Annotated in this window: 22 protein-coding genes and 7 tRNA genes; 12 read left to right on the forward strand and 17 right to left on the reverse strand. The window is 69.1% G+C overall.

The features are described 5' to 3' along the window. The first annotated feature begins 55 nt into the window (after nucleotides 1-55). Nucleotides 56-955 carry a phosphoribosylaminoimidazolesuccinocarboxamide synthase gene (locus tag ACZ6TU_RS30485; protein WP_467677814.1) on the forward strand — a complete coding sequence of 300 codons (900 nt, stop codon included), beginning with the start codon at nucleotides 56-58 and terminating at the stop codon, nucleotides 953-955. 54 nt (nucleotides 956-1,009) lie between these two features. On the opposite strand, the gene ACZ6TU_RS30490 is transcribed toward ACZ6TU_RS30485, so the two are convergent. From ACZ6TU_RS30490 to ACZ6TU_RS30525, 8 genes are all read right to left on the reverse strand, one after another. Then, nucleotides 1,010-1,085 (reverse strand) — tRNA-Gly (locus ACZ6TU_RS30490). 22 nt (nucleotides 1,086-1,107) lie between these two features. Next, a complete protein-coding gene (locus ACZ6TU_RS30495) occupies nucleotides 1,108-1,728 on the reverse strand; it encodes a response regulator (protein ID WP_467677812.1) in 621 nt (206 codons plus the stop codon). Then, entirely contained in the window at nucleotides 1,725-3,011 is a 1,287-nt protein-coding gene (locus tag ACZ6TU_RS30500; RefSeq protein ID WP_469552218.1) for a sensor histidine kinase, read from the reverse strand. Before ACZ6TU_RS30500 ends, ACZ6TU_RS30495 begins: the two co-directional genes overlap by 4 nt. A 22-nt stretch (nucleotides 3,012-3,033) precedes the next feature. Next, the gene (locus ACZ6TU_RS30505) at nucleotides 3,034-3,837 is read right to left on the reverse strand and encodes an ABC transporter permease (protein ID WP_467677808.1); all 804 of its coding nucleotides are present in this window, start codon (nucleotides 3,835-3,837) and stop codon (nucleotides 3,034-3,036) included. After that, complete coding sequence (locus ACZ6TU_RS30510) at nucleotides 3,834-4,799, reverse strand: ABC transporter ATP-binding protein (RefSeq protein WP_469552220.1); 966 nt, start codon at nucleotides 4,797-4,799, stop codon at nucleotides 3,834-3,836. Before ACZ6TU_RS30510 ends, ACZ6TU_RS30505 begins: the two co-directional genes overlap by 4 nt. A gap of 144 nt (nucleotides 4,800-4,943) precedes the next feature. Next, nucleotides 4,944-5,016: transfer RNA gene (locus ACZ6TU_RS30515), tRNA-Gly, on the reverse strand. An 82-nt stretch (nucleotides 5,017-5,098) separates the two neighbouring features. Further along, nucleotides 5,099-5,170: transfer RNA gene (locus ACZ6TU_RS30520), tRNA-Gly, on the reverse strand. A gap of 134 nt (nucleotides 5,171-5,304) precedes the next feature. Then, nucleotides 5,305-5,622: a histone-like nucleoid-structuring protein Lsr2 gene (locus ACZ6TU_RS30525; protein ID WP_467677804.1), complete on the reverse strand. Its 318-nt coding sequence runs from the start codon at nucleotides 5,620-5,622 to the stop codon at nucleotides 5,305-5,307. A 267-nt stretch (nucleotides 5,623-5,889) separates the two neighbouring features. On the opposite strand from ACZ6TU_RS30525, the gene purS reads away from it, so the two are divergent. The 7 genes from purS to purM all read left to right on the forward strand — a co-directional run bounded on the left by purS (nucleotide 5,890) and on the right by purM (nucleotide 13,604). Then, on the forward strand, nucleotides 5,890-6,153 hold the full coding sequence (purS, locus tag ACZ6TU_RS30530) for a phosphoribosylformylglycinamidine synthase subunit PurS (RefSeq protein ID WP_309063126.1): 264 nt from the start codon (nucleotides 5,890-5,892) through the stop codon (nucleotides 6,151-6,153). Then, nucleotides 6,150-6,830 carry a phosphoribosylformylglycinamidine synthase subunit PurQ gene (gene purQ, locus ACZ6TU_RS30535; RefSeq protein WP_467677802.1) on the forward strand — a complete coding sequence of 227 codons (681 nt, stop codon included), beginning with the start codon at nucleotides 6,150-6,152 and terminating at the stop codon, nucleotides 6,828-6,830. Before purS ends, purQ begins: the two co-directional genes overlap by 4 nt. Then, nucleotides 6,827-9,085 (forward strand): phosphoribosylformylglycinamidine synthase subunit PurL, encoded by a 2,259-nt coding sequence (gene purL, locus ACZ6TU_RS30540; RefSeq protein ID WP_467677800.1) that lies wholly within the window; start codon nucleotides 6,827-6,829, stop codon nucleotides 9,083-9,085. The genes purQ and purL overlap by 4 nt, the downstream gene beginning before the upstream one ends. 158 nt (nucleotides 9,086-9,243) lie before the next feature. Beyond that, nucleotides 9,244-10,041, forward strand: a complete 798-nt coding sequence (locus ACZ6TU_RS30545; protein ID WP_467677798.1) for a maleylpyruvate isomerase family mycothiol-dependent enzyme — start codon at nucleotides 9,244-9,246, stop codon at nucleotides 10,039-10,041. Nucleotides 10,042-10,109: 68 nt separating this feature from the next. Continuing rightward, nucleotides 10,110-10,883 (forward strand): META domain-containing protein, encoded by a 774-nt coding sequence (locus ACZ6TU_RS30550; protein ID WP_467677796.1) that lies wholly within the window; start codon nucleotides 10,110-10,112, stop codon nucleotides 10,881-10,883. 63 nt (nucleotides 10,884-10,946) lie between these two features. After that, nucleotides 10,947-12,476 carry an amidophosphoribosyltransferase gene (gene purF / locus ACZ6TU_RS30555; protein ID WP_467677794.1) on the forward strand — a complete coding sequence of 510 codons (1,530 nt, stop codon included), beginning with the start codon at nucleotides 10,947-10,949 and terminating at the stop codon, nucleotides 12,474-12,476. A 45-nt stretch (nucleotides 12,477-12,521) separates the two neighbouring features. Then, nucleotides 12,522-13,604, forward strand: a complete 1,083-nt coding sequence (gene purM / locus ACZ6TU_RS30560; protein ID WP_467677792.1) for a phosphoribosylformylglycinamidine cyclo-ligase — start codon at nucleotides 12,522-12,524, stop codon at nucleotides 13,602-13,604. An 84-nt stretch (nucleotides 13,605-13,688) separates the two neighbouring features. Here purM and ACZ6TU_RS30565 read toward each other — a convergent pair whose 3' ends face one another. Continuing rightward, complete coding sequence (locus tag ACZ6TU_RS30565) at nucleotides 13,689-13,940, reverse strand: DUF3073 domain-containing protein (RefSeq protein ID WP_020277200.1); 252 nt, start codon at nucleotides 13,938-13,940, stop codon at nucleotides 13,689-13,691. Nucleotides 13,941-14,238: 298 nt separating this feature from the next. Continuing rightward, entirely contained in the window at nucleotides 14,239-15,345 is a 1,107-nt protein-coding gene (locus ACZ6TU_RS30570; RefSeq protein ID WP_467677790.1) for a Leu/Phe/Val dehydrogenase, read from the reverse strand. A gap of 251 nt (nucleotides 15,346-15,596) precedes the next feature. Between ACZ6TU_RS30570 and ACZ6TU_RS30575 the strand changes: the two genes are divergently transcribed. Together ACZ6TU_RS30575 and bldC are read left to right on the forward strand one after the other, a co-directional pair. After that, nucleotides 15,597-16,442, forward strand: a complete 846-nt coding sequence (locus ACZ6TU_RS30575; protein WP_467677788.1) for a DUF8083 family protein — start codon at nucleotides 15,597-15,599, stop codon at nucleotides 16,440-16,442. Between the two features lie 596 nt (nucleotides 16,443-17,038). Further along, complete coding sequence (bldC, locus tag ACZ6TU_RS30580; protein WP_003949541.1) at nucleotides 17,039-17,245, forward strand: developmental transcriptional regulator BldC; 207 nt, start codon at nucleotides 17,039-17,041, stop codon at nucleotides 17,243-17,245. Nucleotides 17,246-17,706: 461 nt separating this feature from the next. Here the strand turns inward: bldC and ACZ6TU_RS30585 are convergent, their stop codons facing one another. From ACZ6TU_RS30585 to hrpA, 3 genes are all read right to left on the reverse strand, one after another. Next, nucleotides 17,707-17,898, reverse strand: coding sequence for a DUF6274 family protein (locus tag ACZ6TU_RS30585; protein WP_467677786.1), 192 nt, complete (start codon nucleotides 17,896-17,898; stop codon nucleotides 17,707-17,709). 159 nt (nucleotides 17,899-18,057) lie between these two features. Further along, nucleotides 18,058-18,132, reverse strand: a tRNA-Asp gene (locus ACZ6TU_RS30590). A 93-nt stretch (nucleotides 18,133-18,225) separates the two neighbouring features. After that, nucleotides 18,226-22,194 carry an ATP-dependent RNA helicase HrpA gene (gene hrpA, locus ACZ6TU_RS30595; protein WP_469552224.1) on the reverse strand — a complete coding sequence of 1,323 codons (3,969 nt, stop codon included), beginning with the start codon at nucleotides 22,192-22,194 and terminating at the stop codon, nucleotides 18,226-18,228. A 295-nt stretch (nucleotides 22,195-22,489) separates the two neighbouring features. Here hrpA and ACZ6TU_RS30600 point away from each other — a divergent pair, with 295 nt between their 5' ends. After that, a complete protein-coding gene (locus ACZ6TU_RS30600) occupies nucleotides 22,490-22,678 on the forward strand; it encodes a hypothetical protein (RefSeq protein WP_467677782.1) in 189 nt (62 codons plus the stop codon). 439 nt (nucleotides 22,679-23,117) lie between these two features. On the opposite strand, the gene ACZ6TU_RS30605 is transcribed toward ACZ6TU_RS30600, so the two are convergent. The 4 genes from ACZ6TU_RS30605 to ACZ6TU_RS30620 form a co-directional block, all read right to left on the reverse strand. Next, nucleotides 23,118-23,191: transfer RNA gene (locus tag ACZ6TU_RS30605), tRNA-Phe, on the reverse strand. A gap of 24 nt (nucleotides 23,192-23,215) precedes the next feature. Then, nucleotides 23,216-23,290 (reverse strand) — tRNA-Asp (locus tag ACZ6TU_RS30610). 37 nt (nucleotides 23,291-23,327) lie between these two features. Next, a tRNA-Glu gene (locus ACZ6TU_RS30615) sits at nucleotides 23,328-23,400 on the reverse strand. Nucleotides 23,401-23,480: 80 nt separating this feature from the next. Next, the gene (locus ACZ6TU_RS30620) at nucleotides 23,481-25,067 is read right to left on the reverse strand and encodes a metallophosphoesterase family protein (RefSeq protein ID WP_469552225.1); all 1,587 of its coding nucleotides are present in this window, start codon (nucleotides 25,065-25,067) and stop codon (nucleotides 23,481-23,483) included. Between the two features lie 83 nt (nucleotides 25,068-25,150). Here ACZ6TU_RS30620 and ACZ6TU_RS30625 point away from each other — a divergent pair, with 83 nt between their 5' ends. After that, nucleotides 25,151-25,501, forward strand: a complete 351-nt coding sequence (locus ACZ6TU_RS30625; protein ID WP_059420586.1) for a metallopeptidase family protein — start codon at nucleotides 25,151-25,153, stop codon at nucleotides 25,499-25,501. Nucleotides 25,502-25,517 lie beyond the last annotated feature (16 nt).

Below are 25,517 nucleotides of genomic sequence, written 5' to 3' on the forward strand. Positions count from 1 at the left end.
TCAAGCTCGCATACGGGAGAATCGAGCCACTTGGACAGAACCACGGGGAGGAACCGTGTCCGGATTCGTCGAAAAGCCCGAGCCGATCCAGGTTCCGGGCCTGGTGCATCTGCACACCGGAAAGGTGCGCGAGCTGTACCAGAACGAGGCGGGCGACCTCGTGATGGTCGCCAGCGACCGCATGTCCGCCTACGACTGGGTGCTGCCGACCGAGATCCCCGACAAGGGCCGGATCCTCACACAGCTCTCCCTGTGGTGGTTCGACCAGCTCGCCGACCTGGTCCCCCACCACGTCCTGAGCACGGAACTGCCCGCGGGCGCCCCCGCCGACTGGGAGGGCCGCACGCTCATCTGCAAGTCGCTCCAGATGGTCCCCGTGGAGTGCGTGGCCCGCGGCTATCTGACCGGCTCGGGCCTGGTCGAGTACAACGAGTCCCGCACGGTCTGCGGCCTCGCCCTCCCGGAGGGTCTGGTCGACGGCAGCGAACTGCCCGCCCCGATCTTCACCCCGGCCACCAAGGCCGCCGTCGGCGAGCACGACGAGAACGTCTCCTACGAGGAGGTCGCCCGCCAGGTCGGCGCCGACACCGCTGCCCAGCTGCGCCAGGTGACCCTCGCCGTCTACTCCCGGGGCCGGGACATCGCCCGCGACCGGGGCATCATCCTCGCGGACACGAAGTTCGAGTTCGGCTTCGACGGCGACTCCCTGGTCCTCGCGGACGAGGTCCTCACCGCGGACTCCTCCCGCTTCTGGCCGGCCGACCAGTGGCAGCCGGGCCGCGCGCAGCCGTCGTACGACAAGCAGTACGTCCGCGACTGGCTGACCTCGGCGGAGTCCGGCTGGGACCGCAAGAGCGAGCAGCCGCCGCCCGCGCTGCCGCAGCAGGTCGTCGACGCCACCCGCGCCAAGTACGTGGAGGCGTACGAGCGCCTGACCGGCACCAGCTGGACGTAGGACCGCACGTAGGACACAGAGAAGCCCCCCGGCCGGAACCGGGGGGCTTCTCGCTGGAGCGAACGACGAGGTTCGAACTCGCGACCTCAACCTTGGCAAGGTTGCGCTCTACCAACTGAGCTACGTTCGCATGCGCCGTGGCGCGAGAACCACTATACCCAACCTCGCTCCCGCGCGAGCCGCACCGCGGCATGCCGGTTCTCCGCCCCGAGCTTCGACACGGCCGACGACAGGTAGTTCCGTACGGTCCCCTGCGACAGCGCGGCCCGCTCCGCGATCTCCGCCACGGGCGCACCGTCGGCTGCGAGTTCCAGCACCTCGGCCTCCCGGGCGGTCAGCGGCGAGTCCCCGGCGGCGATGGCGTCGGCGGCCAACTCCGGGTCGACGTAACGGTTCCCGGCATGGACCGTGCGAATGAGCTCCGCGAGCCGTTGCGCGCTCACGGTCTTCGGCACGAACCCCCGCACACCGGCCTCCAGCGCCCGCTTCAGATGCCCGGGCCGGCCGTGGCTGGTGACGATGAGCACCTTGCAGCCGGGCAGTTCGGTGCGCAGGGATGTGGCGACCTTCACACCGTCGGCGCCGGGCATCTGGAGATCCAGTACGGCGACGTCGGGCTTGTGGGCCCGGGCCATCGCCAGCGCCTCCGGGCCGGTGGCCGCCTCGGCGACGACCATGAGGTCGTCCTCCAGCGACAGCAGCGCGGCGAGCGCCCCCCGGATGAGGTGCTCGTCGTCGGCGAGCAGCAGCCGCACGGGCTCGGGGGCCGTCATGGCATGACCTCACTCACGGTTCGCGCAACGGCGACGGACTCGGAACGGGCGGGCTCCGACGGCAGCGGAATCTCCACCGTCAGCCGGAACAGGTCCTTGCCCCCGGGCCCGGCCTCCAGCGTCCCGTCGATCTCCGACAGCCGCTCCCGCAGCCCTGCGAGCCCGGAACCGGTCGGGCCGGACGAACCGGTAGAGCCGGACGCCCCCTGCCCGGTCTCGGCAACCCCGTCGTTCTCCACCGACAACACCACCCGCCCCTCAAGCACCCTCAGCCGCACCTCACACCACCGCGCGTCCCCATGCCGCAGGACGTTCGTCGCGGCCTCCCGCACGACCCACCCCAGGGCGGACTGCACCCCGGCCGGCAACCCCACCGGGGCCCGCCCGCTCACCGTGCAGTCGATACCGGCGGCGGCCAGCACCCCTTGCGCACCGGCCAGTTCCGACCCGAGGTCGGCCTCCCGGTAGCCGCGCACGACCTCGCGTACCTCCCGCTGCGACTCCTGCGCGAGCCGCTGCACCTCGACCATCTGCGCCACGGCCTCCGGCCGGTCCCGCTGGGCGAGCTGCACGGCCAGTTCGCTCTTGAGCGCGATGACGGCGAGGTTCCGCCCCATGACGTCGTGCAGGTCCCGCCCGAACCTCAGCCGTTCCTCGGCGACGGCGAGCCGGGCCCGGGTCTCGCGCGCCTCGTCGAGCTCGTAGACGATGTTGAGCAGCCACACCGAGACGACGGCCGTGAAGGCGAGGAGCCCGCCGCCGAACAGCACCATCATCGACGCGAAGAGCGATTCGCCCACCGGGGCACCCCGAGTGAACGCCAGGACGAAAGAGCCCGTGGCGAAGGCTCCGGGGATCGCGAACACGCGCCGCCGCCCGCGTACGCCGAGCGCGATGATGCCGGTCCCGATGACGATGACGGCCCCGAACGTCCCGCCCGCAGCGGCGTCCACGCTCTCGCGGTCCGGTCCGCCGTCCGCGATGCCGATCGCGGAGAGGCCGACCGCGGAGGTGACGGCGGCCAGCGTCCATAACAGCCGGACGGGCTGGGGCCGCCTGCCGCGCGTCCAGTCCAGTGCCCGCGACACGGTGACGAAGCAGACTCCGACGTGCACAGCCACCGTCAGCAGCAGCACGGCCCCGGGCCACGCCCCCAGTGGGACAGTCATGATCCCGATCGTGACGAACTCGACCACCGCGAAGGAGTGGAACGACCACCGGGTGTACGTCTCGACCTTCTCCGGCTTGCTCTGCCGCCGCCACCACCTGCCCGGCCCGCGCATCAGCCCTTCACTCCCCCTCCGGTCAGCGCCGAGGTTCCCAGCGGAACCACCGTCGTACAGCAAACACGGCGATGACGATCCAGGCCACCGCCGTCGCGACGGCGCCCAGCGCCTCGTACGCCGACAGGTCGCCGGTCCAGCCGCCGCGCACCAGGGTGACGACGGGCGTCAGCGGCAGCAGTTCGCAGACGGAGGCCACCCGGTCGGGCAACAGCTCCAGCGGGAAGACCATGCCGGAGCCCACCATCGAGACGAGCATCAGCGGCATGGGCGTGACCTGGGCGCTCTCGCCGGTCCGGGTGAAACTCGCGGTGGCGGCGGCGAGCGCGGCGCACATCACGAGCCCCAACAGCAGGCCGACGACGGCCAGATGGGGCGCGGACGGCGCGGACACATCCAGCACGACCGAGCAGCCCGCCGCCAGCAGCAGGCACTGCACGAGCCCGGTGAGGACGGACGGCAGCGCGGAACCGGCCAGGATCTCGACGTCCCGCAGCTCGCCGGTGCGCAGCCGCTTGAGGACGAGTTCCTCACGCCGGACGACGAGGGCGCCGACGAGCACCGAGTAGACGGCGAACAGCAGGGAGAAGCCGAACGAGGCGGGCAGGATCAGGGTGCCGGTGTCCAGACCGGCCTTGGCGAGGTCCATCTCCTTGGTCGCCTGGGCCGTGCTGACCGGCAGCACCAGCGGTACGAACAGCGCGGCGACGAGGGCGCCCTTGGTGCGCCCGAGCAGGGTCAGCTCGGCACGGGCGAGAGCCGTCATCCGGCTCAGTGGAGTGGTCGCCGCCGGCGCCGGGCGGGTCGTCGCGTGGGTGGCGCTCATGCCGCGTACTCCTTCGTCGTCGTGGCCCGCTCGCCGGAGACCTCCCGGGCGATCCCGAGGAACGCCTCCTCCAAGGAGGCCGACCGCACGTCCAGGCGGCGCAGCTCCACCTGGGCCTGCCCGGCCCACATCAGCAGCCCGGTGGCCGTCCGCTGCAGTTCATGGGTGCGGAGCCGGATGATCCGGCCGTCGGTCTCGTGTCCGGTCACGCCCAGCTCGCCGAGCGGCGGGAGATCGCCGGCGAAGTAGCCCTCGGGCAGCTCGAAGGAGATCCGCGAGGGTTCGGCGGCGGTCACCTCGGCCGGGCTTCCGGTGTTGGCGATGCGCCCCTCGTGCATGATCGCCAGCCGGTCGGCGAGGTTTTCCGCCTCCTCCAGGTAGTGCGTGGTCAGCAGCACCGTCGTACCGCCGTCGCGCAGCGCGCTCACCAACTCCCAGGTGTCGCGGCGGCCCTCCGCGTCGAGGCCGGTGGTCGGCTCGTCCAGGAAGAGCACTTCGGGGTCGCCGAGCAGCGCGAGCGCCAGATCCAGTCGGCGCCGCTGGCCTCCGGACAACTGCTTGACCCGGGTGCCGGCCTTCGACTCCAGCCCGACCAGCGCCAGGACCTCCGCGGGCGGCCGGGCCCCGCTCACACACCCCGCCCACATCCGCGCGGTCTCCGCGACGGTCAGCTCGGACGGGAAGCCGCCTTCCTGGAGCATCACGCCGGTGCGGGGCCGTACGAGGGCCCGGTCGGTGTACGGGTCGTGCCCGAGGACCCGCACCCGGCCGTCCGCCGGTGCCGCGAGTCCCTCCAGCAGTTCGACGGTCGACGTCTTGCCCGCGCCGTTGGTGCCCAGCAGGGCGAAGATCTCCCCGCGCCGTACGGAGAAGCTGATCCCGCTTACCGCCTCGAACCCGCCCCCGTACACACGCCGCAGGTCAGTGACCTCGATCACGTGTTCGTGTCCGTTGGTTTCCATGCCTTCAGCGTCCCGGCCGCGCGGCTCCGGGAGCAGTGCGCGCTGTCATCGCTCGGCATGACAAATGTCAGAAGCAAGGGTCAAGGACGAGAAACGGAAACACGAAGAAGACCCCGGTCCATCAGGACCGGGGTCTCATTCCCGAGCGGACGACGAGGCTCGAACTCGCGACCTCAACCTTGGCAAGGTTGCGCTCTACCAACTGAGCTACGTCCGCATTTGCTCCCGACCGGCTCTCACCGATCGGTGCGGGCACCAGCCTACCTGATCCACAAGAGTGGTCGGTACTGGCGATGCAGAGCGGGTGACAGGAATCGCACACTGCGCCTTCCCCCTGGAAGGGGGATGTTCTACTACTGAACTACACCCGCATGTTTCCGTGAGCTGGGCCTTTCGGCCTCGCCCCTCGGCGTGCTCCAGACTCTAGCTGATCAGCCGGGGTGCTGCGCAAGTCGGTTGCCGCGAGGGGCGGGTGGCCGGTCGTCCGCCCGGACCCCACCGGCCGTCACTGCGCGGCGGTGAACGCCTCGTAGACCCTCTTGGGGATGCGCCCGCGCGCGGGGACATCCATCTTGTTGGCCTGCGCCCAGGCCCGCACGGCCGACGGGTCGGGGGCGACCTCCGTCTGCCGGTACGCCCTGCCCGAGCGGGACCGCTTGCGGCCGGCCTCCACGTAGGGCGCGAGCGCCTTCCGCAGTTGGACGGCATTGACTTCGTTCAGGTCGATCTCGTACGACTTGCCGTCCAGTCCGAAGGCGATCGTTTCCGCCGCTTCCGAGCCGTCGATGTCGTCAAAGAGAGTGACCACGACTTTCTGCGCCACGAATATCGGTCCCTTCCTGCGGCACTTGTCAATTCATTTCTACAGTGCCCGGCAATGCAATGTGAAACCCGACTAAATCCTTCCGCGTGTCCGAACGCAATAGGTTTCGGGTGTCGACCCGGAATCTTTCCCGGAAATTTTCGTGTGTGGGCCCGTCGATGCAGGATCGTGATGACCGTCACGTAGATTCCTACAAGTCGACGCGCGTAGAAATTTTGTGCGGGTAGTCTGAAGGGACCTGCTCAGCACCACACACCGGGAGTGCCAGTGGCACGCGTCGTAGTCGACGTCATGCTCAAGCCGGAGATCCTCGACCCCCAGGGCCAGGCGGTGCAGCGCGCACTGCCGCGGCTGGGTTTCGAAGGGATCTCGGACGTCCGCCAGGGAAAGCGTTTCGAACTGGAAGTTGACGGGCCGGTCGACGAGGCCGCCCTCGCCCGCATTCACGATCTTGCGGAGTCCTTCCTCGCGAACACGGTGATCGAGGACTTCACGGTCCGTGTCGAGGAAGCCGCGGAGGCCGTGAAGTGACCGCTCGTATTGGCGTCGTCACTTTCCCCGGCAGTCTGGACGACCGGGACACCCAGCGCGCGATCCGGCTCGCGGGCGCCGAGCCGGTCGCCCTGTGGCACAAGGACAAGGACCTCAAGCAGGTCGACGCCGTGGTGCTGTGCGGTGGTTTCTCCTACGGCGACTATCTGCGCGCCGGGGCCATTGCCCGTTTCTCGCCGGTCATGGAGCCGCTGATCGAGCAGGCGAAGGCCGGCCTCCCGGTCCTCGGCATCTGCAACGGCTTCCAGATCCTCACCGAGGCCCATCTGCTGCCCGGCACGATGCTCCGCAACAACCACCTGCACTTCATCTGCCGTGACCAGAAGCTGCGGGTGGAGAACGCCCGGACCGCCTGGACCAGCGACTACACCGCCGGCCAGGAGATCCACATCCCGCTGAAGAACATCGACGGGCAGTACGTCGCAGACCAGCGCACGCTGGACGCGCTGGAGTCCGAGGGCCGGGTCGCCTTCCGGTACCTGGACGTCAACCCCAACGGCTCGAACAACGACATCGCGGGTGTCACCAACGAGGCCGGCAACGTCGTAGGCCTCATGCCGCACCCCGAGCACGCCGTCGAGCCGCTGATCGGTACCGGTCGTACCGACGGTCTCCCGTTCTTCACCTCGATCCTCAAGAAGCTGGTCAACGCATGAGCCGGACGCCTCTGGACACGGTCGAGCACGCGGCCGCGACCCCCGACGTCGAGCTGCCCTGGGCCGAACTGGGCCTGAAGAAGGACGAGTACGAGCGCGTGGTCGAGATCCTCGGCCGCCGGCCCACCGGTGCCGAGCTCGCCATGTACTCGGTGATGTGGTCGGAGCACTGCTCGTACAAGAGCAGCAAGGTGCACCTGCGCCAGTTCGGCGAGAAGGCCCCCGAGTCCGACGCGATGCTCGTCGGCATCGGCGAGAACGCCGGTGTCGTGGACGTCGGCCAGGGCTACGCGGTCACCTTCAAGGTCGAGTCGCACAACCACCCGTCGTACGTGGAGCCCTACCAGGGCGCGGCCACGGGTGTCGGTGGCATCGTCCGCGACATCATCGCCATGGGCGCCCGGCCGGTGGCGGTCGTCGACCCGCTACGGTTCGGCGCGGCCGACCACCCCGACACCAAGCGCGTCCTGCCGGGTGTCGTCGCGGGCATCGGCGGCTACGGCAACTGCCTGGGACTGCCCAACATCGGCGGCGAGGTCGTCTTCGACTCCTGCTACCAGGGCAACCCGCTGGTCAACGCCGGTGCCATCGGCGTCATGCGGCACGAGGACATCCACCTGGCGAAGGCGTCCGGCGCGGGCAACAAGGTCATCCTGTACGGGGCCCGGACCGGCGGCGACGGCATCGGCGGCGCGTCGATCCTGGCCTCCGAGACCTTCGACGACGCCAAGCCCTCGAAGCGCCCGGCCGTCCAGGTCGGCGACCCCTTCCAGGAGAAGCTCCTCATCGAGTGCACCTTGGAGGCGTTCAAGGAGAAGCTGGTCGTCGGCATCCAGGACCTGGGCGCGGCGGGCCTGTCCTGCGCCACCTCCGAGCTGGCCTCCAACGGCTCCGGCGGGATGCGCGTGACGCTCGACGACGTACCGCTGCGCGACTCGACGCTCTCCCCCGAGGAGATCCTCATGAGCGAGTCGCAGGAGCGCATGTGCGCGGTCGTCGAGCCGGAGAAGGTCGACCGCTTCCTGGAGATCTGCGAGAAGTGGGACGTCATCGCCACCGTCATCGGTGAGGTGACCGACGGCGACCGCCTGGAGATCTACTGGCACGGCGGCAAGATCGTCGACGTCGACCCGCGCACGGTGGCCCACGAGGGCCCGGTCTACGAGCGCCCGTACGCCCGCCCGTCCTGGCAGGACGCCCTCCAGGCGGACGACGCGAACAAGCTGCCGCGGCCGGCGACGAGCGAGGAGCTGAAGGACCAGGTCCGGAAGCTGGTCGGCTCCCCGAACCAGGCCTCCAAGTCCTGGATCACGAGCCAGTACGACCACTTCGTGCAGGGCAACACGGTCCTCGCACAGCCCGAGGACTCCGGCATGATCCGGATCGACGAGGAGACCGGCCTCGGCGTGGCCATCGCCACGGACGGCAACGGCCGGTACGCCAAGCTCGACCCGTACCACGGCGCCCAGCTTGCGCTGGCGGAGGCGTACCGCAACGTCGCCACCACCGGGGCCAAGCCGCTCGCCGTCTCCGACTGCCTGAACTTCGGTTCGCCCGAGGACCCGGCGGTGATGTGGCAGTTCGCGGAGGCCGTGCGCGGTCTGGCGGACGCCTGCCAGCAGCTCGGCACGCCGGTCACGGGCGGCAACGTCTCGCTCTACAACCAGACCGGCGAGGCGGCCATCCACCCGACCCCGGTGGTCGCGGTCCTGGGCGTCATCGACGACGTCGCCCGCCGCACGCCGGTCGCCTTCCAGGAGGAGGGCCAGCTGCTCTACCTCCTCGGCGACACGCGTGAGGAGTTCGGCGGCTCGGCCTGGTCGCAGGTCGTCCACGACCATCTCGGCGGCCTCCCCCCGAAGGTCGACCTGGAGCGTGAGCGGCTGCTCGCCGAGATCCTGATCTCCGCGTCCCGCGACGGCATGATCGACTCCGCTCACGACCTGTCCGACGGCGGCCTGATCCAGGCGGTCGTCGAGTCGGCGCTGCTCGGCGGCAAGGGCGCCCGCCTGATCGTCCCGGACGGTCTGGACGCCTTCACCTTCCTCTTCTCCGAGTCGGCGGGCCGCGCGGTCGTGGCCGTGCCGCGCTCCGAGGAGGTCCGTTTCAACGACATGTGCGGCGCGCGGGGCCTGCCGGCCACCCGCATCGGTGTCGTGGACGGCGACTCGGTGGACGTCCAGGGCGAGTTCACACTCTCCCTGTCCGAGCTGCGCGAGACCCACGAGAGGACGATCCCGGCGCTGCTGGCGTAGCGCCCGGGGCAGCACGACGACACGGGCCCCGCCTGTCATGGTGACCGGCGGGGCTTTCGTGTGTTCCGGGGTCCGGTTCATCGGTCTGCGCTTGTCCCCGGCTGACGGCCCCGCCCCGGGGCGTCCCTTCACCTGGCACGGAGCCCTAGGCTGACGCCATGCCCCCGGCCAAGAAGCGCACCCGCAGCTACGACCCCGCCAAGATCCGCACGGCCGTGTTCGCCCAGTTCGGGAACGTACGGCAGGCCGTCCGCGCCCTCGGCCCCCAGCAGCTGGCGCTTCCGACGCGGCTCGGTGACTGGACCGTCCGGGAGCTGGCGGCGCACGTGACGCTGGCCGTGGAGAGCGTCAGCCGTAACCTCGACCGCGAGGAACCGGCGAAAGCGGAGCTCGCCCTCCTCGACTGGCCCTTCGCCACCGCCGCCCGCGCCTCCGGCATCGCCGACGACACCCGGCAGCTCGCCGAGGCCCACCCCGACCTCGACGCCCTCTACGCCGACACCGGGGAACGCCTCACCGAGAAGCTGGCGGACGCCCCCGGCACCCGCCTGCTCGCCACACGCACGGGCGCCATGACCCTCGCCGACTACCTCGTCACCCGCACCGTCGAACTCGTAGTCCACACCGACGACCTCAACACCGCCGTCCCCGGCCTGGACATCCCCTACGACCGTCAGGCCCTGGCTACCTGCATCCGGCTGCTGGCCGACGCGCTCGCCGCGAAGGCGCCCGGCGGCTCGACGGAGGTGAGGGTTCCGCCGTATGCGGTGGTGCAGTGCGTGGAGGGACCGAGGCACACCCGGGGCACCCCGCCCAACGTCGTCGAGACGGACCCGCTGACCTGGATCCGGCTGGCGACCGGGCGACTGGCCTGGGCGCAGGCGCTCCAGGACGCCCAGGTGAGCGCCAGTGGAGAGCGGGCGGATCTTTCGGCCCACCTGCCGTTGATGGGGTAAGCGGAGGCACAGGAAGGAACGGGGGCCGTAAGGGGAACCGATTCCCCCGGGTCCCCCGTCGAAGTGGCATGGACAGGCAGAAGCAGCGCATGACCCTGATGGCCGCCGCCATGCTCGTCCCGCTCATGGCGGCCTGTGGCAACGAGAAGGCGGACAGCGGCAGCGGTTCGGTCCGTGCCGAGAAGCCGGTGACGGGCGTGCGATGGAGCGTGGACAGCGTCACCGCGGACGGCAGGACCCACAAGGCCCCGACCGGCGCCCACGTGACCATCGACAAGGGCCGGGCCGAGGGCAGCTTCGGCTGCAACAACTTCGGTGCCAAGGCCACCGTCGACGGCGACCGCATCCGGCTCAGCAGGACCATGTCCACGGAGATGGCGTGCGAGAACAAGCCCATGGAGTTCGAGGAAACCCTCGCCCGCACACTCTCCGACCGGGAGTTCAGGGCCCGGGTGGACGGCGACCGCCTCACCCTCACCACCGACCAGGGGGACACCGTCCGCCTGACCAAGGCCGAGGACGCCCCGCTGAGCGGCACCAAGTGGACCGTCACGTCCCCGGAGACCGACGGCCGCGCCCACCTCACCTTCGACGGGAAGAAGGGCACCGTCTCCGGCAGCCTCGGCTGCAACAAGGTGAACGCCGAGGCCACCGTCCGCGACGGCGATATCACCCTCGGCCGCCCGGCCACGACCCGAATGATGTGCGAAGACTCACTCATGTCCGACGAGAAGGCCCTGCTGCGACTTTTCGACGGGAAGCTGAAGTACCGAGTCGATCACCAAACTCTGACGCTGACCAGCGAAAACGGCACGACTGTGCGCGCCGTCGCCGAACAGTGATCCACTGAAAAGTCCGGTATCCCCAATTCGGACCAGTGGACGACCTCGCCTACACTCGGTGGCGTGCCACGTGGTGACGGACGACTCAACCACGACCTGCTCCCCGGTGAGAAGGGCCCTCAGGACGCTTGCGGCGTCTTCGGTGTCTGGGCTCCGGGCGAAGAGGTCGCCAAGCTCACGTACTTCGGGCTCTACGCCCTCCAGCATCGAGGCCAGGAATCCGCGGGAATCGCGGTCAGCAACGGCTCACAGATCCTCGTCTTCAAGGACATGGGCCTGGTCTCCCAGGTCTTCGACGAGACCTCACTCGGTTCGCTCCAGGGTCACATCGCGGTCGGTCACGCCCGCTACTCGACCACCGGTGCCTCCGTATGGGAGAACGCCCAGCCGACGTTCCGCGCCACCGCGCACGGCTCGATCGCGCTCGGCCACAACGGCAACCTCGTCAACACCGCCCAGCTCGCCGAGATGGTCGCCGACCTGCCCAAGCAGGAGGGCGGCCGCACGCCGCGCGTGGCGGCCACCAACGACACCGATCTGCTCACCGCACTCCTCGCGGCCCAGGTCGACGAGGACGACAAGCCGCTGACCATCGAGGAGGCGGCCGGCCAGGTCCTTCCGCAGGTGCGCGGTGCCTTCAGCCTCGTCTTCATGGACGAGAACACCCTCTACGCGGCCCGCGACCCGCAGGGCATCCGCCCGCTGGTTCTCGGCCGTCTTGAGCGCGGCTGGGTCGTCGCCTCCGAGTCCGCCGCCCTCGACATCTGCGGCGCCAGCTACGTCCGCGAGATCGAGCCGGGCGAGTTCGTCGCCATCGACGAGAACGGTCTGCGCAGCTCCCGATTCGCGGAAGCGAAGCCCAAGGGCTGCGTCTTCGAGTACGTGTACCTGGCCCGCCCGGACACCGACATCGCCGGCCGGAACGTCTACCTCTCCCGCGTGGAGATGGGCCGCAAGCTCGCGAAGGAAGCCCCGGTCGAGGCCGACCTGGTCATAGCGACCCCGGAGTCCGGCACCCCGGCGGCCATCGGTTACGCCGAGGCCTCGGGCATCCCCTTCGGCGCCGGCCTGGTGAAGAACGCCTATGTCGGCCGTACGTTCATCCAGCCCTCGCAGACCATCCGGCAGCTGGGCATCCGCCTGAAGCTGAACCCGCTGAAGGAAGTCATCAAGGGCAAGCGCCTGGTCGTCGTCGACGACTCGATCGTGCGCGGCAACACGCAGCGAGCCCTGGTCCGCATGCTCCGCGAGGCGGGCGCCGCCGAGGTCCACATCCGGATCTCCTCGCCGCCCGTGAAGTGGCCCTGCTTCTTCGGCATCGACTTCGCCACCCGCGCCGAGCTCATCGCCAACGGCATGACCGTCGACGAGATCGGCACCTCGATGGGCGCCGACTCCCTGGCGTACATCTCCATCGACGGCATGATCGAGGCGACCACCATCGCCAAGCCGAACCTGTGCCGCGCCTGCTTCGACGGCGAGTACCCGATGGAGCTCCCGGACCCCGAGCTGCTCGGCAAGCAGCTCCTGGAGACCGAGCTGGCCGCCGGCCCCGCCGCGACGGCCGCCGCCGACGCGATCCGCCGCCCGTAGGCAGCCCGCAATACCTGCTGTACGACACGAAGGTTCTCATTAGCCATGTCTGAGACAACTGGTGCCAGCTACGCAACTGCGTCTTACAAAACAGCAGGTGTCGACATCGAAGCGGGCGACCGCGCCGTCGAGCTGATGAAGGAGTGGGTGAAGAAGGCCCAGCGCCCCGAGGTCCTCGGCGGCCTCGGCGGCTTCGCCGGCCTCTTCGACGCCTCCGCCCTGAAGAACTACGAGCGTCCCCTGCTCGCCTCCGCCACGGACGGCGTCGGCACCAAGGTCGACATCGCCCGCCAGCTGGGCGTCTACGACACGATCGGTCACGACCTGGTCGCCATGGTCATGGACGACATCGTGGTGTGCGGCGCCGAACCGCTGTTCATGACCGACTACATCTGCGTCGGCAAGGTCCACCCCGAGCGCGTCGCCGCCATCGTCAAGGGCATCGCCGAGGGCTGTGTGCTGGCCGGCTGTGCCCTGGTCGGCGGGGAGACGGCCGAGCACCCGGGCCTGCTGGGCGAGGACGACTTCGACGTCGCCGGCGCCGGGACGGGCGTCGTGGAGGCCGACCGGCTGCTCGGCGCGGATCGTATCCGGACGGGTGACGCGGTGATCGCCATGGCGTCCTCCGGTCTTCACTCGAACGGGTACTCGCTCGTCCGCCACGTCCTGCTGAACCAGGCAGGACTCGCACTCGACGCGCACATCGACGAGCTCGGCCGCACCCTCGGTGAGGAGCTGCTGGAGCCGACGAAGATCTACTCGCTGGACTGCCTGGCCCTGATGCGCACCACCGAGGTGCACGCCTTCAGCCACGTCACCGGCGGCGGCCTCGCGGCCAACCTCGCCCGGGTCGTCCCCGACGACCTGCACGCGATCGTCGACCGCTCCACCTGGACCCCGGGCCCGGTCTTCGACCTCGTCGGCCGGACCGGGAACGTGGAGCGCCTGGAGCTGGAGAAGACCCTGAACATGGGCGTCGGCATGATCGCGATCGTGCCGCAGGAGTCCACGGACGTGGCCCTGGCAACCCTGGCCGACCGCGGTGTGGACGCCTGGGTGGCAGGCGAGATCACGGACCGGGGCGAGCACACCACCGGCGCCGCCCTGATCGGTGACTACGCGAACTGAGACACGGGGGGCCGTGACCCTGCGGGCAGCACAGAACCCGGTCGGTGACCGGAGTCACCGACCGGGTAAGTGCTCAGTGCAAGGTCAAGCGCCGCGACGGTGTTGCGAGGACTGGTCGTCCTCGTCCTCATCGTCGTCCTCGTAGAGGTCGGCGTACCGTGCGTACAGGTCGTCGTCCTGATCATCGTCCTCGAACGGCCCGCCGTTAGGCGGCTGCGGATTCGAAGGCGATGCACCCAGCTCCTCGGCCAGGCGTGAGAGGTCAGTCCCACCGCTGTTGTACTTCAGCTGGCGGGCGACCTTCGTCTGCTTGGCCTTGGCCCGGCCGCGCCCCATGGCTCGACCCCCTCAACGACGGGGCTCGACGGCCCCAGAGTCTTGACACGCGTTCATGGTCCGGCACGGACTCTCCGCGGAGAGACCGGTCCGTAGGGCTTCCACGGTACCTGAGCCCGCGCCCATACGGTACGTCGCCCGCATGACGTGCCCGCGCCCAGGACCTTCGAGGCGCCCCGTCCTCGCTGGTCAACCGCGATTTTAACCACTTATCGGCGGTCGACCCGCCGGTAGAAGTGAGAGTTCTCTCTAACTGCCCACCGACGGGTACCGGCCAAACGTACGAGGCGCTTTCGAATCAGAGCGCCCGGCGGGCCGTGGCCGCGTCGTGCATGCGCTGCTCGGCGATCCGGTCGGCCGCGGCGGCCGGCGGAATTCCGTCTTCCTTCGCACGTGCGAATATGGCCAGCGTGGTGTCGAAGATCTTCGCCGCTTTCGCCTTGCACCGCTCGAAGTCGAAGCCGTGCAGCTCGTCGGCCACCTGGATGACGCCGCCGGCGTTCACCACGTAGTCCGGCGCGTAGAGGATCCCGCGGTCGGCGAGGTCCTTCTCCACACCCGGGTGGGCGAGCTGGTTGTTGGCGGCGCCGCAGATCACCTTCGCGGTCAGCACCGGCACCGTGTCGTCGTTCAGGGCCCCGCCGAGAGCACACGGAGCGTAGATGTCGAGGTCGTCCACGCGGATCAGGGTCGCGGTGTCGGCGACCGCCGTGACGCCCGTCGGGTGCGCGGCGAGGACCCGCCCCACGGCCTCCTCGCGTACGTCCGTGACGAAGACCTCGGCGCCCTCCGCCCGCAGGTGCTCCACGAGGTGGTGGCCGACCTTGCCGACGCCCGCGATGCCGACCCGGCGGCCGCGCAGCGAGGGGTCGCCCCACAGGTGCTGCGCGGAGGCCCGCATGCCCTGGTAGACGCCGTACGCGGTGAGGACGGAGGAGTCCCCGGCGCCGCCGTTCTCCGGGGAGCGGCCGGTGGTCCAGCGACACTCGCGGGCCACGACGTCCATGTCGGCGACGTACGTCCCGACGTCGCAGGCGGTGACGTACCGGCCACCGAGGGAGGCGACGAACCGGCCGTAGGCGAGCAGCAGCTCCTCGCTCTTGATCTGCTCCGGGTCACCGATGATCACGGCCTTGCCGCCGCCGTGGTCGAGACCGGCCATGGCGTTCTTGTACGACATCCCGCGGGCGAGGTTCAGCGCGTCGGCGACGGCCTCGGCCTCGTTCGCGTACGGGTAGAAGCGCGTACCGCCGAGCGCGGGGCCCAGGGCGGTGGAGTGGATGGCGATGACGGCCTTGAGGCCGCTCGCGCGGTCCTGGCAGAGCACGACTTGCTCATGACCCCCCTGGTCCGAGTGGAACAGGGTGTGCAGTACATCAGCAGGTGCGCCGGTTACGTCGGTCACTGTGGTGACTCCTGAGTAAGTTGCGGCGGGTGGAGACCAGCTCCCAGGGGGTCCCCCCACGCTTTTGGCAGAGGGGAGGGCGGTGGGGGCTGTTGAGCACGAGATTAGAGCCTGGTGGGCCCGCCGACCGCACAGTGCACAGGATCACCTCCGACCGGAGTACACCCGTGCGACGATTTGCATAGATTTCCCGCGCGTTTGTGAGTGGGTTCCGCAGGTTTTCGCGACGGTGCGCGGGGGAGGGAGCAGGCGTGCCCAAGGTGTCCTCGGTGATCGTCCCCTACGCGACCTATCTGCGCGTGTACGAACCGCTGGCCGCCTTCCCGGAGCCGGAGCGCAGCCACTGGGCCCGCTACGCACGCCGTCCGGACCGTCCCTCGTACCAGGACGAACTCCGCCGCGCGCTGGCCGATTTGGCGCCCATCCCGCCGGTCCTGGTGCCGGTGCACGAGAGCCAGGACGCCTTCGTGCTGGATGTCGACGGCGTCGTCTGCGTCTGCCCCTGGCGCACCCGGCTGCGCGGCTGGCAGGCCCTGGAAGAGCTCTCCGAGGAGCTCCCGCCGCCCGTCCTGGACGCGGTCCTGCCGCCCTTCCTGCGCCGCCAGGCGGCCCAGGACTACGAGCGCTGGCTGGCGGAGAACCCGGACGCCCGGCCGTGGATCCGTACGGCGACCTGGCAGGTGCCGATCAACTGGTTCGTGCTGGTCGCCGACGAGGAGCGCGAGTACGACAAGGGCGACAGCGAGGACAGCCCGCCGGTGCTGCGCTACCGGACGCCCATGGTCCAGGCCCGGCGGCGTGTGGCCCGGGGCCTGCGGGCCCTGAAGGAGGCCATGGACGAGGGGCCGCTGATCGACGGCCTGGTGGACGTCGGTCGCTGGCTGGAGGAGTTCCACCCGCGCTCGCTCGTGGAGCTGGACTACGGCGGCCTCGTGCACGCACTGCCGGCCGGGGCGCTGGAGGACGACCACTCGGCCGCGGACGTGGCCGAGGGCATCGCCGCGCTGCGCCGGGGCGACGGAGCGGTCGCGGGGGAGGCGTACGCCCGGCTCGTGGACCGGTGGCGTTCCGTACGGGATCTGCGGTCGGCGAACTGACATCTGACCTTCGGTTCCTACGGACCGCTCGCGACCGGTCACGAACAGGCGTTTGACGTACCGCCCGTTTTGGGGTTTCGTCCTCGCACCGACGTTCCTGAAGTGCGCTCTGCGTTTGCTGAGGCCTTGTCAGTAACGGACGTAGGTTCCGATCCGGGCGTACCTCTCAAGTGGGCCAAGCGTGACGGACTACACGTACATGACCCTTGCGCCCCTTGCCCCTCCTCATGCCAAAATAGGACAAGGAGTCCGGGGGGCTCCTTCCGTCCCGTTGTGCTGCATTGTGGGCGGAATCTCAGCATTGCACGCTTTGGGGGGTCTAGTGACTCCTGATCGTCCTGTGACTGATCGTCACAGTGGCGTGACTGTCCGCTATGGCATGGTCCATCGGCTTCCGTCGCTGATGAACACCTGGGAGGGCAATTCCATCGGTTTGGCCGACGCGGCTGGACAGATGGTGTAGTTGTAGTGCCGAGGACAAGCCGTTCGTCCTATAACCGACTCGACTCGCGTCCGCCATTTCGGGCAACGCGGGTCAAGGTGCAGAATTTAGAGGAAAGAACCGAGAAGGTTCGGTTCTCCCGAGGAGGCCGCTCATGACCGCTCGCACCCCTGATGCCGAGCCGCTGCTGACCCCGGCTGAGGTCGCCACCATGTTCCGCGTCGACCCCAAGACGGTCACGCGGTGGGCGAAGGCCGGCAAGCTCACGTCGATCCGCACGCTCGGCGGGCATCGCCGCTACCGCGAGGCGGAGGTCCGTGCTCTGCTCGCGGGCATTCCGCAGCAGCGCAGCGAGGCCTGAACAACTGAATAACCGGGCAAACCGGCTGGTCCCCCATCAGTCGAGACGTCCGGAACCACAGCTCCAAGCGACGCGGGTCCTGCCCCAACAGGCCCCACGCCCACGCCAGTCAGAGCTATCCAGGCATATAACAGGGTGCGTCGTCGGTCGCGCTGGACTCCGCCGGGTCCAGCGCGATCTTTTTTGTGCGCCGGATGTCGGGCTGGTGGCCTCGCTGTGAGCGGCCTTGTCGGAGTCTGGGGAGGGGTGCCGGATCCTCTGTGTGCAGCACCGTCGAAGGGGTGCAATTGCACATATTAAATTGACCCTTTGTAGGCGGGGTGTAAGTACCGCACTTTCCAAAACTCATGCAGTGACACCCGTCACATACCAAGCGGCTTGTTAGCTTCGCCGCGGGTGCGGTAGTGGAACCACCGGCTCCAGCATCCCCTGTGCGGAGGGGTGTTGAGACCGGCCTCCGGTTATGCTCGCGCCGGGCGCTCGTTCTCGACGGCCCCCTGTGGGGCCTGGGTGGTGCGAGGGGCGGACTCCATGGCCAGCCGCAGCAGGCGATGGCAGATCGGACAGTGGCGAGTGAGATGCCGGTACGACGACGCGGCCGCCAAGTGCGCACGGAGCAGGGCCCGTGTCTCGTGCCTAGCCGATGCCGCCATACGCCACCTCCAGGAGGCCGAACGGGGACGGCCCTGGTTTCTGGGTACCGAGGGAATGACAGGCCGTCAAGACGGCGTGAGGGCCCGCGAGGGGTCATCGCGCAGGTCAGGGGCGCACAAAGAAAGAGCCCGGATCCGAAGATCCAGGCTCTTTTACTGCGGTCCTGACGGGATTTGAACCCGCGGCCTCCACCTTGACAGGGTGGCGAGCACTCCAAACTGCTCCACAGGACCAGGTTTCGCGGCGCCATTCGTGCGTTGCGCTGCGAAAAGAGACTCTACAGGAGGGTGGGGCCCTGGTCGAACTCACCCTGCGTGCGCACGCCGTTACGGCGCCGCCGCGTCGATCGCCTTCACGATCCGCTTGTCGGAGACGGGGTAGGCCGTGCCCAGCGCGTGGGCGAAGTAGCTGACCCGGAGCTCCTCGATCATCCAGCGGATGTCCAGGACCGACGACGGCACCGGCCGGCCCTGCGGCATCTGCTCCAGGAGCCAGGCGTACTCGTCCTGCATCTCGTGGACCTTCTGCATCCGCGTGGTGTCCCGCTGCACGTTCGTCGGCATCTGCTGCAGACGCCGGTCCGCGGCCACCAGATAGCGCATCAGGTCCGGCATGCGCCGCAGCCCCGCCTCCGTCACGAAGCCGGGCTTCACGAGGGCGTCCAGCTGCCCCCGCACGTCCTGGAGGTTCGGCAGCAGCGCGGGGCTGCGTACGGCCTTCAGACGGCGTTCACAGGCCTGCCAGGCGGCCAGCACCTGCTGGACCTGGCCCACCGTACGGACGGTCGTGTCGACGATCTCGGCGCGCACCTTGTCGTACAGCTTCCGGTACGACTCCTCGTCCCACGCCGGCCCGCCGAAGTCCGCGATCAGCTTGTCGGCGGCCGCCATCGCGCAGTCGTCGAACAGTGCCTGGATGGAGCCGTGCGGATTCGCGGACAGCGCCAGCTTCTGCGCGTTCGTCAGCTTCTCGGAGGCGAACTTCGCCGGGTTCACCGGGATGTTGCGCAGGATCAGACGGCGGGTGCCCTTCCACATGGCCTGCTGCTGCTCGGCCTCCGTGTCGAAGAGGCGTACGGAGACCGTGTCGCCGTCGTCGACCAGCGCCGGGTACGCCTTCACCGGCTGGCCGGCCCGCCGGGTCTCGAAAACGCGAGTGAGGGTGCCGATCGTCCAGTCGGTGAGGCCCTTGCGCTCCAGGGACTCGCCACCCTGGCGTTCCGCCGTGGCGGCCGCCGCCTGGGAGAGGGCCTTGCGGGCTTTGGGCCGGAGCCTGAGCTTCAGTGCCTCCAGGTCCTTGTCCTCGGCGAGCTTGCGGCGCCGCTCGTCGACGATCCGGAACGTGACCTTGAGGTGGTCGGGGACCTTGGACCAGTCGAAGTCGTCCGCCTCGAAGGGCACGCCGACCATGCGCCGCAGTTCGCGGGTCATGGTCGTGGTGAGGGGCTCCTGGAGCGGGACCGCCTTGTCCAGGAACGCCTTCGCGTAGTTCGGCGCGGGGACGTAGTTCCGGCGGATCGGCTTGGGCAGGGAGCGGATCAGCTCGGTGACGACCTCTTCCCTGAGGCCCGGGATCTGCCAGTCGAAGCCCTCGTCCGTGACCTGGTTGAGGACCTGGAGTGGGATGTGGACGGTCACGCCGTCCGCGTCCGCGCCCGGCTCGAACTGGTACGTCACACGGAACTTGAGGTTGCCCTGCCGCCAGGAGTCCGGATAGTCGGCCTTGGTGACCTCGCCCGCCTTCTCGTTGATGAGCATCTCGCGCTCGAAGTCGAGGAAGTCGGGCTGCTCGTGCCGCTTGTGCTTCCACCAGGAGTCGAAGTGGGCACCGGAGACGACGTGTTCGGGGATCCGCTGCTCGTAGAAGTCGAACAGCGTCTCGTCGTCGACCAGGATGCCCCGGCGCCGGGCCCGGTGCTCCAGCTCCTCGACCTCGGTGAGGAGTCTGCGGTTGTCCGAGAAGAACTTGTGGTGCGTGCGCCAGTCGCCCTCGACCAGCGCGTTCCGGATGAACAGCTCGCGGCTGACCTCCGGGTCGATCCGGCCGTAGTTGACCTTCCGCTGCGCCACGATCGGTACGCCGTAGAGCGTGACCTTCTCGTACGCCATCACCGCGGCCTGGTCCTTCTCCCAGTGCGGTTCGCTGTACGTGCGCTTGAGGAGGTGGCCGGCGAGCGGTTCGACCCACTCGGGCTCGATCCTGGCGTTGACGCGGGCCCAGAGGCGGGACGTCTCGACGAGCTCGGCGGACATCACGAAGCGCGGGGGCTTCTTGAAGAGGGCCGAGCCGGGGAAGATCGCGAACTTGGCGTTGCGGGCGCCCAGATACTCGTTCTTCGCTGTGCCTTTCCCGCCCTCCCCACCGGCGTTCTTCACGTCCTTCATGCCGATGTGGGAGAGCAGGCCCGCGAGCAGGGAGACGTGGATGCGGTCGGCCGGGGCGTCGTCCTCGTTGAGGTGGATGCCCATCTGCTTCGCGACCGTGCGCAACTGGCTGTAGATGTCCTGCCATTCGCGGATGCGAAGGAAGTTGAGGTACTCCTGCTTGCACATCCGGCGGAAGGAGGACGAGCCGCGCTCCTTCTGCTGCTCGCGGATGTAGCGCCAGAGGTTGAGGTAGGCCAGGAAGTCGCTGGTCTCGTCCTTGAAACGGGCGTGCTGCTGGTCGGCCTGGGTCTGCTTGTCGGCGGGGCGCTCGCGGGGGTCCTGGATGGACAGCGCCGACGCTATGACCATGACCTCGCGCACGCAGCCGTTCTTGTCCGCCTCCAGGACCATCCGGGCCAACCGCGGGTCGACGGGCAGCTGGGCGAGCTTGCGGCCGGTGTCCGTGAGCCGCTTGCGGGGGTCCTTCTGCGCCGGGTCGAGGGCGCCCAGCTCCTGGAGGAGTTGTACGCCGTCGCGGATGTTGCGGTGGTCCGGCGGGTCGATGAAGGGGAACTTCTCGATGTCGCCCAGGCCGGCCGCGGTCATCTGGAGGATGACGGAGGCGAGGTTCGTCCGGAGGATCTCCGCGTCCGTGAACTCCGGGCGGGCGTTGAAGTCGTCCTCGCTGTAGAGGCGGATGCAGATGCCGTCCGACGTACGGCCGCAGCGGCCCTTGCGCTGGTTGGCGCTGGCCTGGGAGACCGGCTCGATGGGGAGGCGCTGGACCTTGGTGCGGTGGCTGTACCGGGAGATCCGTGCGAAGCCCGGGTCGATGACGTACTTGATGCCCGGGACGGTGAGGGAGGTCTCGGCGACGTTCGTGGCCAGAACGATCCTGCGCCCGGTGTGCGGCTGGAAGACGCGGTGCTGTTCGGCGTGCGACAGCCGGGCGTAGAGGGGCAGGACCTCCGTGAACCGATAGTTCTTCTTGGTGAGCGCGTCTGCCGTGTCACGGATCTCCCGCTCGCCGGAGAGGAAGACCAGGATGTCGCCCTTGCCCTCCCTCTGGAGCTCCTCGACGGCGTCGGTGATCGCGGTGATCTGGTCGCGGTCGGCGTCGTCGCCGTCCTCCTCCAGGAGCGGCCGGTAGCGGACCTCCACGGGGTACGTACGGCCGCTGACCTCGACGATCGGGGCGTCGCCGAAGTGCCGGGAGAAGCGCTCGGGGTCGATGGTGGCCGAGGTGATGACGACCTTGAGGTCGGGGCGCTTCGGCAGCAGCTGGGCGAGGTAGCCCAGCAGGAAGTCGATGTTGAGGGACCGCTCGTGGGCCTCGTCGATGATGATCGTGTCGTAGGCGCGCAGCTCGCGGTCGGTCTGGATCTCGGCGAGCAGGATGCCGTCCGTCATGAGCTTGACGAAGGTGGCGTCCGGGTCGACCTGGTCGGTGAAGCGGACCTTCCAGCCGACGGCCTCGCCCAGCGGGGTGTCCAGCTCCTCCGCCACGCGCTCGGCGACCGTGCGGGCGGCGATACGGCGGGGCTGCGTGTGCCCGATCATGCCGCGGACCCCGCGGCCGAGCTCCATGCAGATCTTCGGGATCTGCGTGGTCTTCCCGGAACCGGTCTCACCGGCGACGATCACGACCTGGTGGTCGCGGATGGCGTCGGCGATCTCGTCCTTCTTCTGGCTGACCGGCAGCTGCTCCGGGTACGTGATCTCGGGCAGGCGGCCGCGTCGCCCGGCCATCCGCTCCTCGGCCTTGCCGATCTTCGCCTCGATCTCGGCCAGCACGGCGGCCTGGGCCTCCGGCTTACGGATCTTGCGCGCACCTTCGAGCCTGCGCCCGAGCCGGTGCGCGTCGCGCAGGGACAGCTCGGTCAGGCGGGAGGCGAGGGCGCCGAGGGCGGGGGCGGATTGCGTAGACATACGCGGTCCAGGATCTCATCCCGCGGATTTTCATGGCTAACGCTTTTGTCTCCGGCGGTTTGGCCGGGTCACGCGCCGCCCCTCCGGAAGGGTGGGACCTGATCGTGGAGCCGTGAGAGGTGCCCGGCAGCGGCGGTCGTTCGCTGCTGTCGGCGTACGGGTTGGCGTACGCCCACGGTGTTCTTCCTGCTGGTCACACCTACGCCGCCCTCAGCGTGCCTGAGGTGCGGCAGGCGTAGGCCTGTGGCCCGCCTGAGACGATGGCGCGGACCATCACACGAAATGGGGGTCGAGCATGCTCGTGCTCGTACTGTCGGTCGTCGTTCTGCTCTTCATCGGCGGCTGCGTCTGCGTCTTCTGGGCGGCTCGGGGCGACGCCCCGCGCTGGGCACGTGGTGTGGCCAAGGCCACGCTGCTCGGCAGCGAACTGGCCCGCAGCACGAGCCGGAACTCCCGCTCACAGCAGAGCAGCGGGGACGACTAGTCGAAGAATCCCAGCACGCGGCAGCGACTACTCATCGCCTCCCCAACCATGGACACGCAAAGTACCCAAAGCGCCACCATCAGTCGCGTAAGGGGATGCGCAGCCGCGCAGCCCGACCCTCTACACCTCTCATGCCCCACCCGCTACGGGTCCGTAAGCGCCCCGGAGCCGATCTGCCACCGGGGTTCGCCGAGGAGAAGGGGGCGGGATGCATGACGGCTGGACCGGGGCGGGCAACGGCGCCCAGTAATCGAGACGGCCCCCGCAAGCATCCCGCGGGGGCCGTCACCCCTGTTCAGCCTTCGGTGACACGTACTCAAACTTCGATGGCACAGGACAGAAACGGTCCCCAAGTCGCTCGTCCGCTGGCGTAGACGGCATGAAAGAGCCCCTCTCCAGTGTTAGTGGAGAGGGGCTCAAGCCCTGGTGAGGGCGGTTGTGGCTGGGGCCGGGGTCGAACCGGCGACCTTCCGCTTTTCAGGCGGACGCTCGTACCAACTGAGCTACCCAGCCACGAGGTTTCACGTGAAACCTCAGCGGTCCTGACGGGATTTGAACCCGCGGCCTCCACCTTGACAGGGTGGCGAGCACTCCAAACTGCTCCACAGGACCAAGCGTGTCGTACGACAGTGTCGCACAGGGTGGTGCGTGCCCCCAACGGGATTCGAACCCGTGCTACCGCCTTGAAAGGGCGGCGTCCTAGGCCGCTAGACGATGAGGGCTATCGGCCCGCCTGGGCGCTTCTCAGCGCGTCGGGGACGTGAGAAGCATATGGGATGGCGGGAGCTATCGCCAAAACGGTTTAGGGAGAGGGCGTCGGGGACTCCGACGGGGACTCCGTCGTGGGGGTGGTCGGGGACTGGGTCGCGCCGGGCTGGTTCTCCTCCGGGAGGTGGCGGCTGACCTCGGCTGTCGTGAGGCCGAGGCCGCCCAGTTCGATCTCGTCCCAGGCCTGGAGATGGCGGGTGTCCCGGTCGAAGTAGAGGATCGACGCCTCGATGGGGTCGGGGTGCTTGCCCTCGATGGCGCGCAGGCCGCTGCCGCCCGTGGAGCCCTCGATGCGGAGTCGGGTGCCGTACTTCAGGACTTCCATCTCGTCGTGGTGGATGTGGCCGGCCAGCACCAGCGGCACCTCGCCGTCGACCTCGCGGGCCGCTGACGGCTCGTGGGCGATGGCGATGTCCACCGGGGTGCCGGCCGTGCGCTGGTCGCGCAGGGCCGTGGCCAGGCGCGCGCCGGCCAGTTCCTGGGACTGTTCGGCGCCGGGCCGCTTCGATCGGTCCGGGGTGTACTGCGGGTCGCCGATGCCCGCGAAGCGCAGGCCCTCGATCGTCTTCGCCCGACCGTCGTCCAGGACGTGCACGTTCTTCAGGCCCTCCAAGTAGCGCTGGGTGATCATCGAGTCGTGGTTGCCGCGGACCCAGACGTAGGGGGCCCCGAGGTCCTCGATGGGGTCCAGGAAGCCGTTCTCGGCGGCCGTGCCGTGGTCCATCGTGTCGCCCGAGTCGACGATCACGTCGACCTTGTACTGCTCCACCAGCGAGGCGATGATCTTCCAGCTCGCCGGGTTCAGGTGGATGTCGGAGACGTGCAGGACCCGGATGGTGGAGGGGTCGGGCGCGTAGGCCGGGAGGGTCGAGGTGGCGTCGTAGAGCTTGGTGACGTTGGTGACCAGGCGGGCCAGTTCCTTCTGGTAGACGTCGAATTCGGTGACGATGCTGCGCGCGTTGCCCACCAGGGAGGGGGCCGAGGTGAGCAGGCCGGAGAACTTGGGTTCCAGGACGGAGTCGGGGCGCCAGGTGGCGTACGCCGTGCCGCCCGAGGCGGCGAGGAGGGTCAGGGCGAGGCCGCCCGCGGCCAGGGCGCGGCGGGGGCGGCGGTAGACCGCGAGGCCGAGCGCGGTGGCGCCGCCGACGACGGCGATGCCGGAGCGGACGGCCAGGTCGAGGGTGCCGTGTCCGACGTCCTGGGTGACCTCGTCCTGGAGGCCGGAGAGCCGTTCGGGGTGGTCGACCAGGGCCTGGGAGCGGACCGGGTCGAGCTGGTCGACGTTCACGTCCAGGCGGACGGGGGCGATGTGGCTGTCCAGCTGGAGGGCGCCCAAGGGCGAGACGTTGATTTTGGTGCCGCCGGTGAAGGAGGGGCGCAGGGTCATGGTGGTGTTCATGGGGCCCACCGGGACCCGGACGTTGCCCACGACCAGCAGGCCCAGCCAGGCGCCGAGGAGGACGACGGCCACGAGACCCACCGCACGGGACCACGGGTGCGGCTGCGGCACGAGTTCGATCGTGGCCGGGGCCTGACGGGAGCGGTAGCGGCGGGCGAGGGTGTGCGGGGCCTTGCGGATGGGGTTCAGGACACTCAGGACTGCGGCGGGGACGCGGGCCATTGGTCCCGTATGCCCAAGTCCCGGGCCGGATATGCGACGCCGGAAGGCTCTCGTACGGCTGTGCCGTGGCCGACAATGGGCCTGTGCTGGAGATGACGCGCGAGGAGTTCGAGGAACTGGTCGCCGAGGCGCTCGACCGGATCCCGCCGGAGTTGACGCGACTGATGGACAACGTCGCGGTGTTCGTCGAGGACGATCCTCCGTCGGACGATCCCGAGCTGCTCGGGCTGTACGAAGGGACTCCGCTGACCGATCGGGGCGAGTGGTACGCCGGTGTGCTGCCGGACCGCATCACCATCTACCGGAATCCGACATTGCGGATGTGCGAGTCGCGGGAGGACGTCGTCGCCGAGACGGAGATCACAGTCGTGCACGAGATCGCGCACCACTTCGGCATCGACGACGCGCGCCTTCACGCCCTGGGTTACGGCTGAGCGGGTTGTGAATGCG

The sequence above is a fragment of the Streptomyces sp. NPDC052064 genome (genome assembly GCF_055585925.1).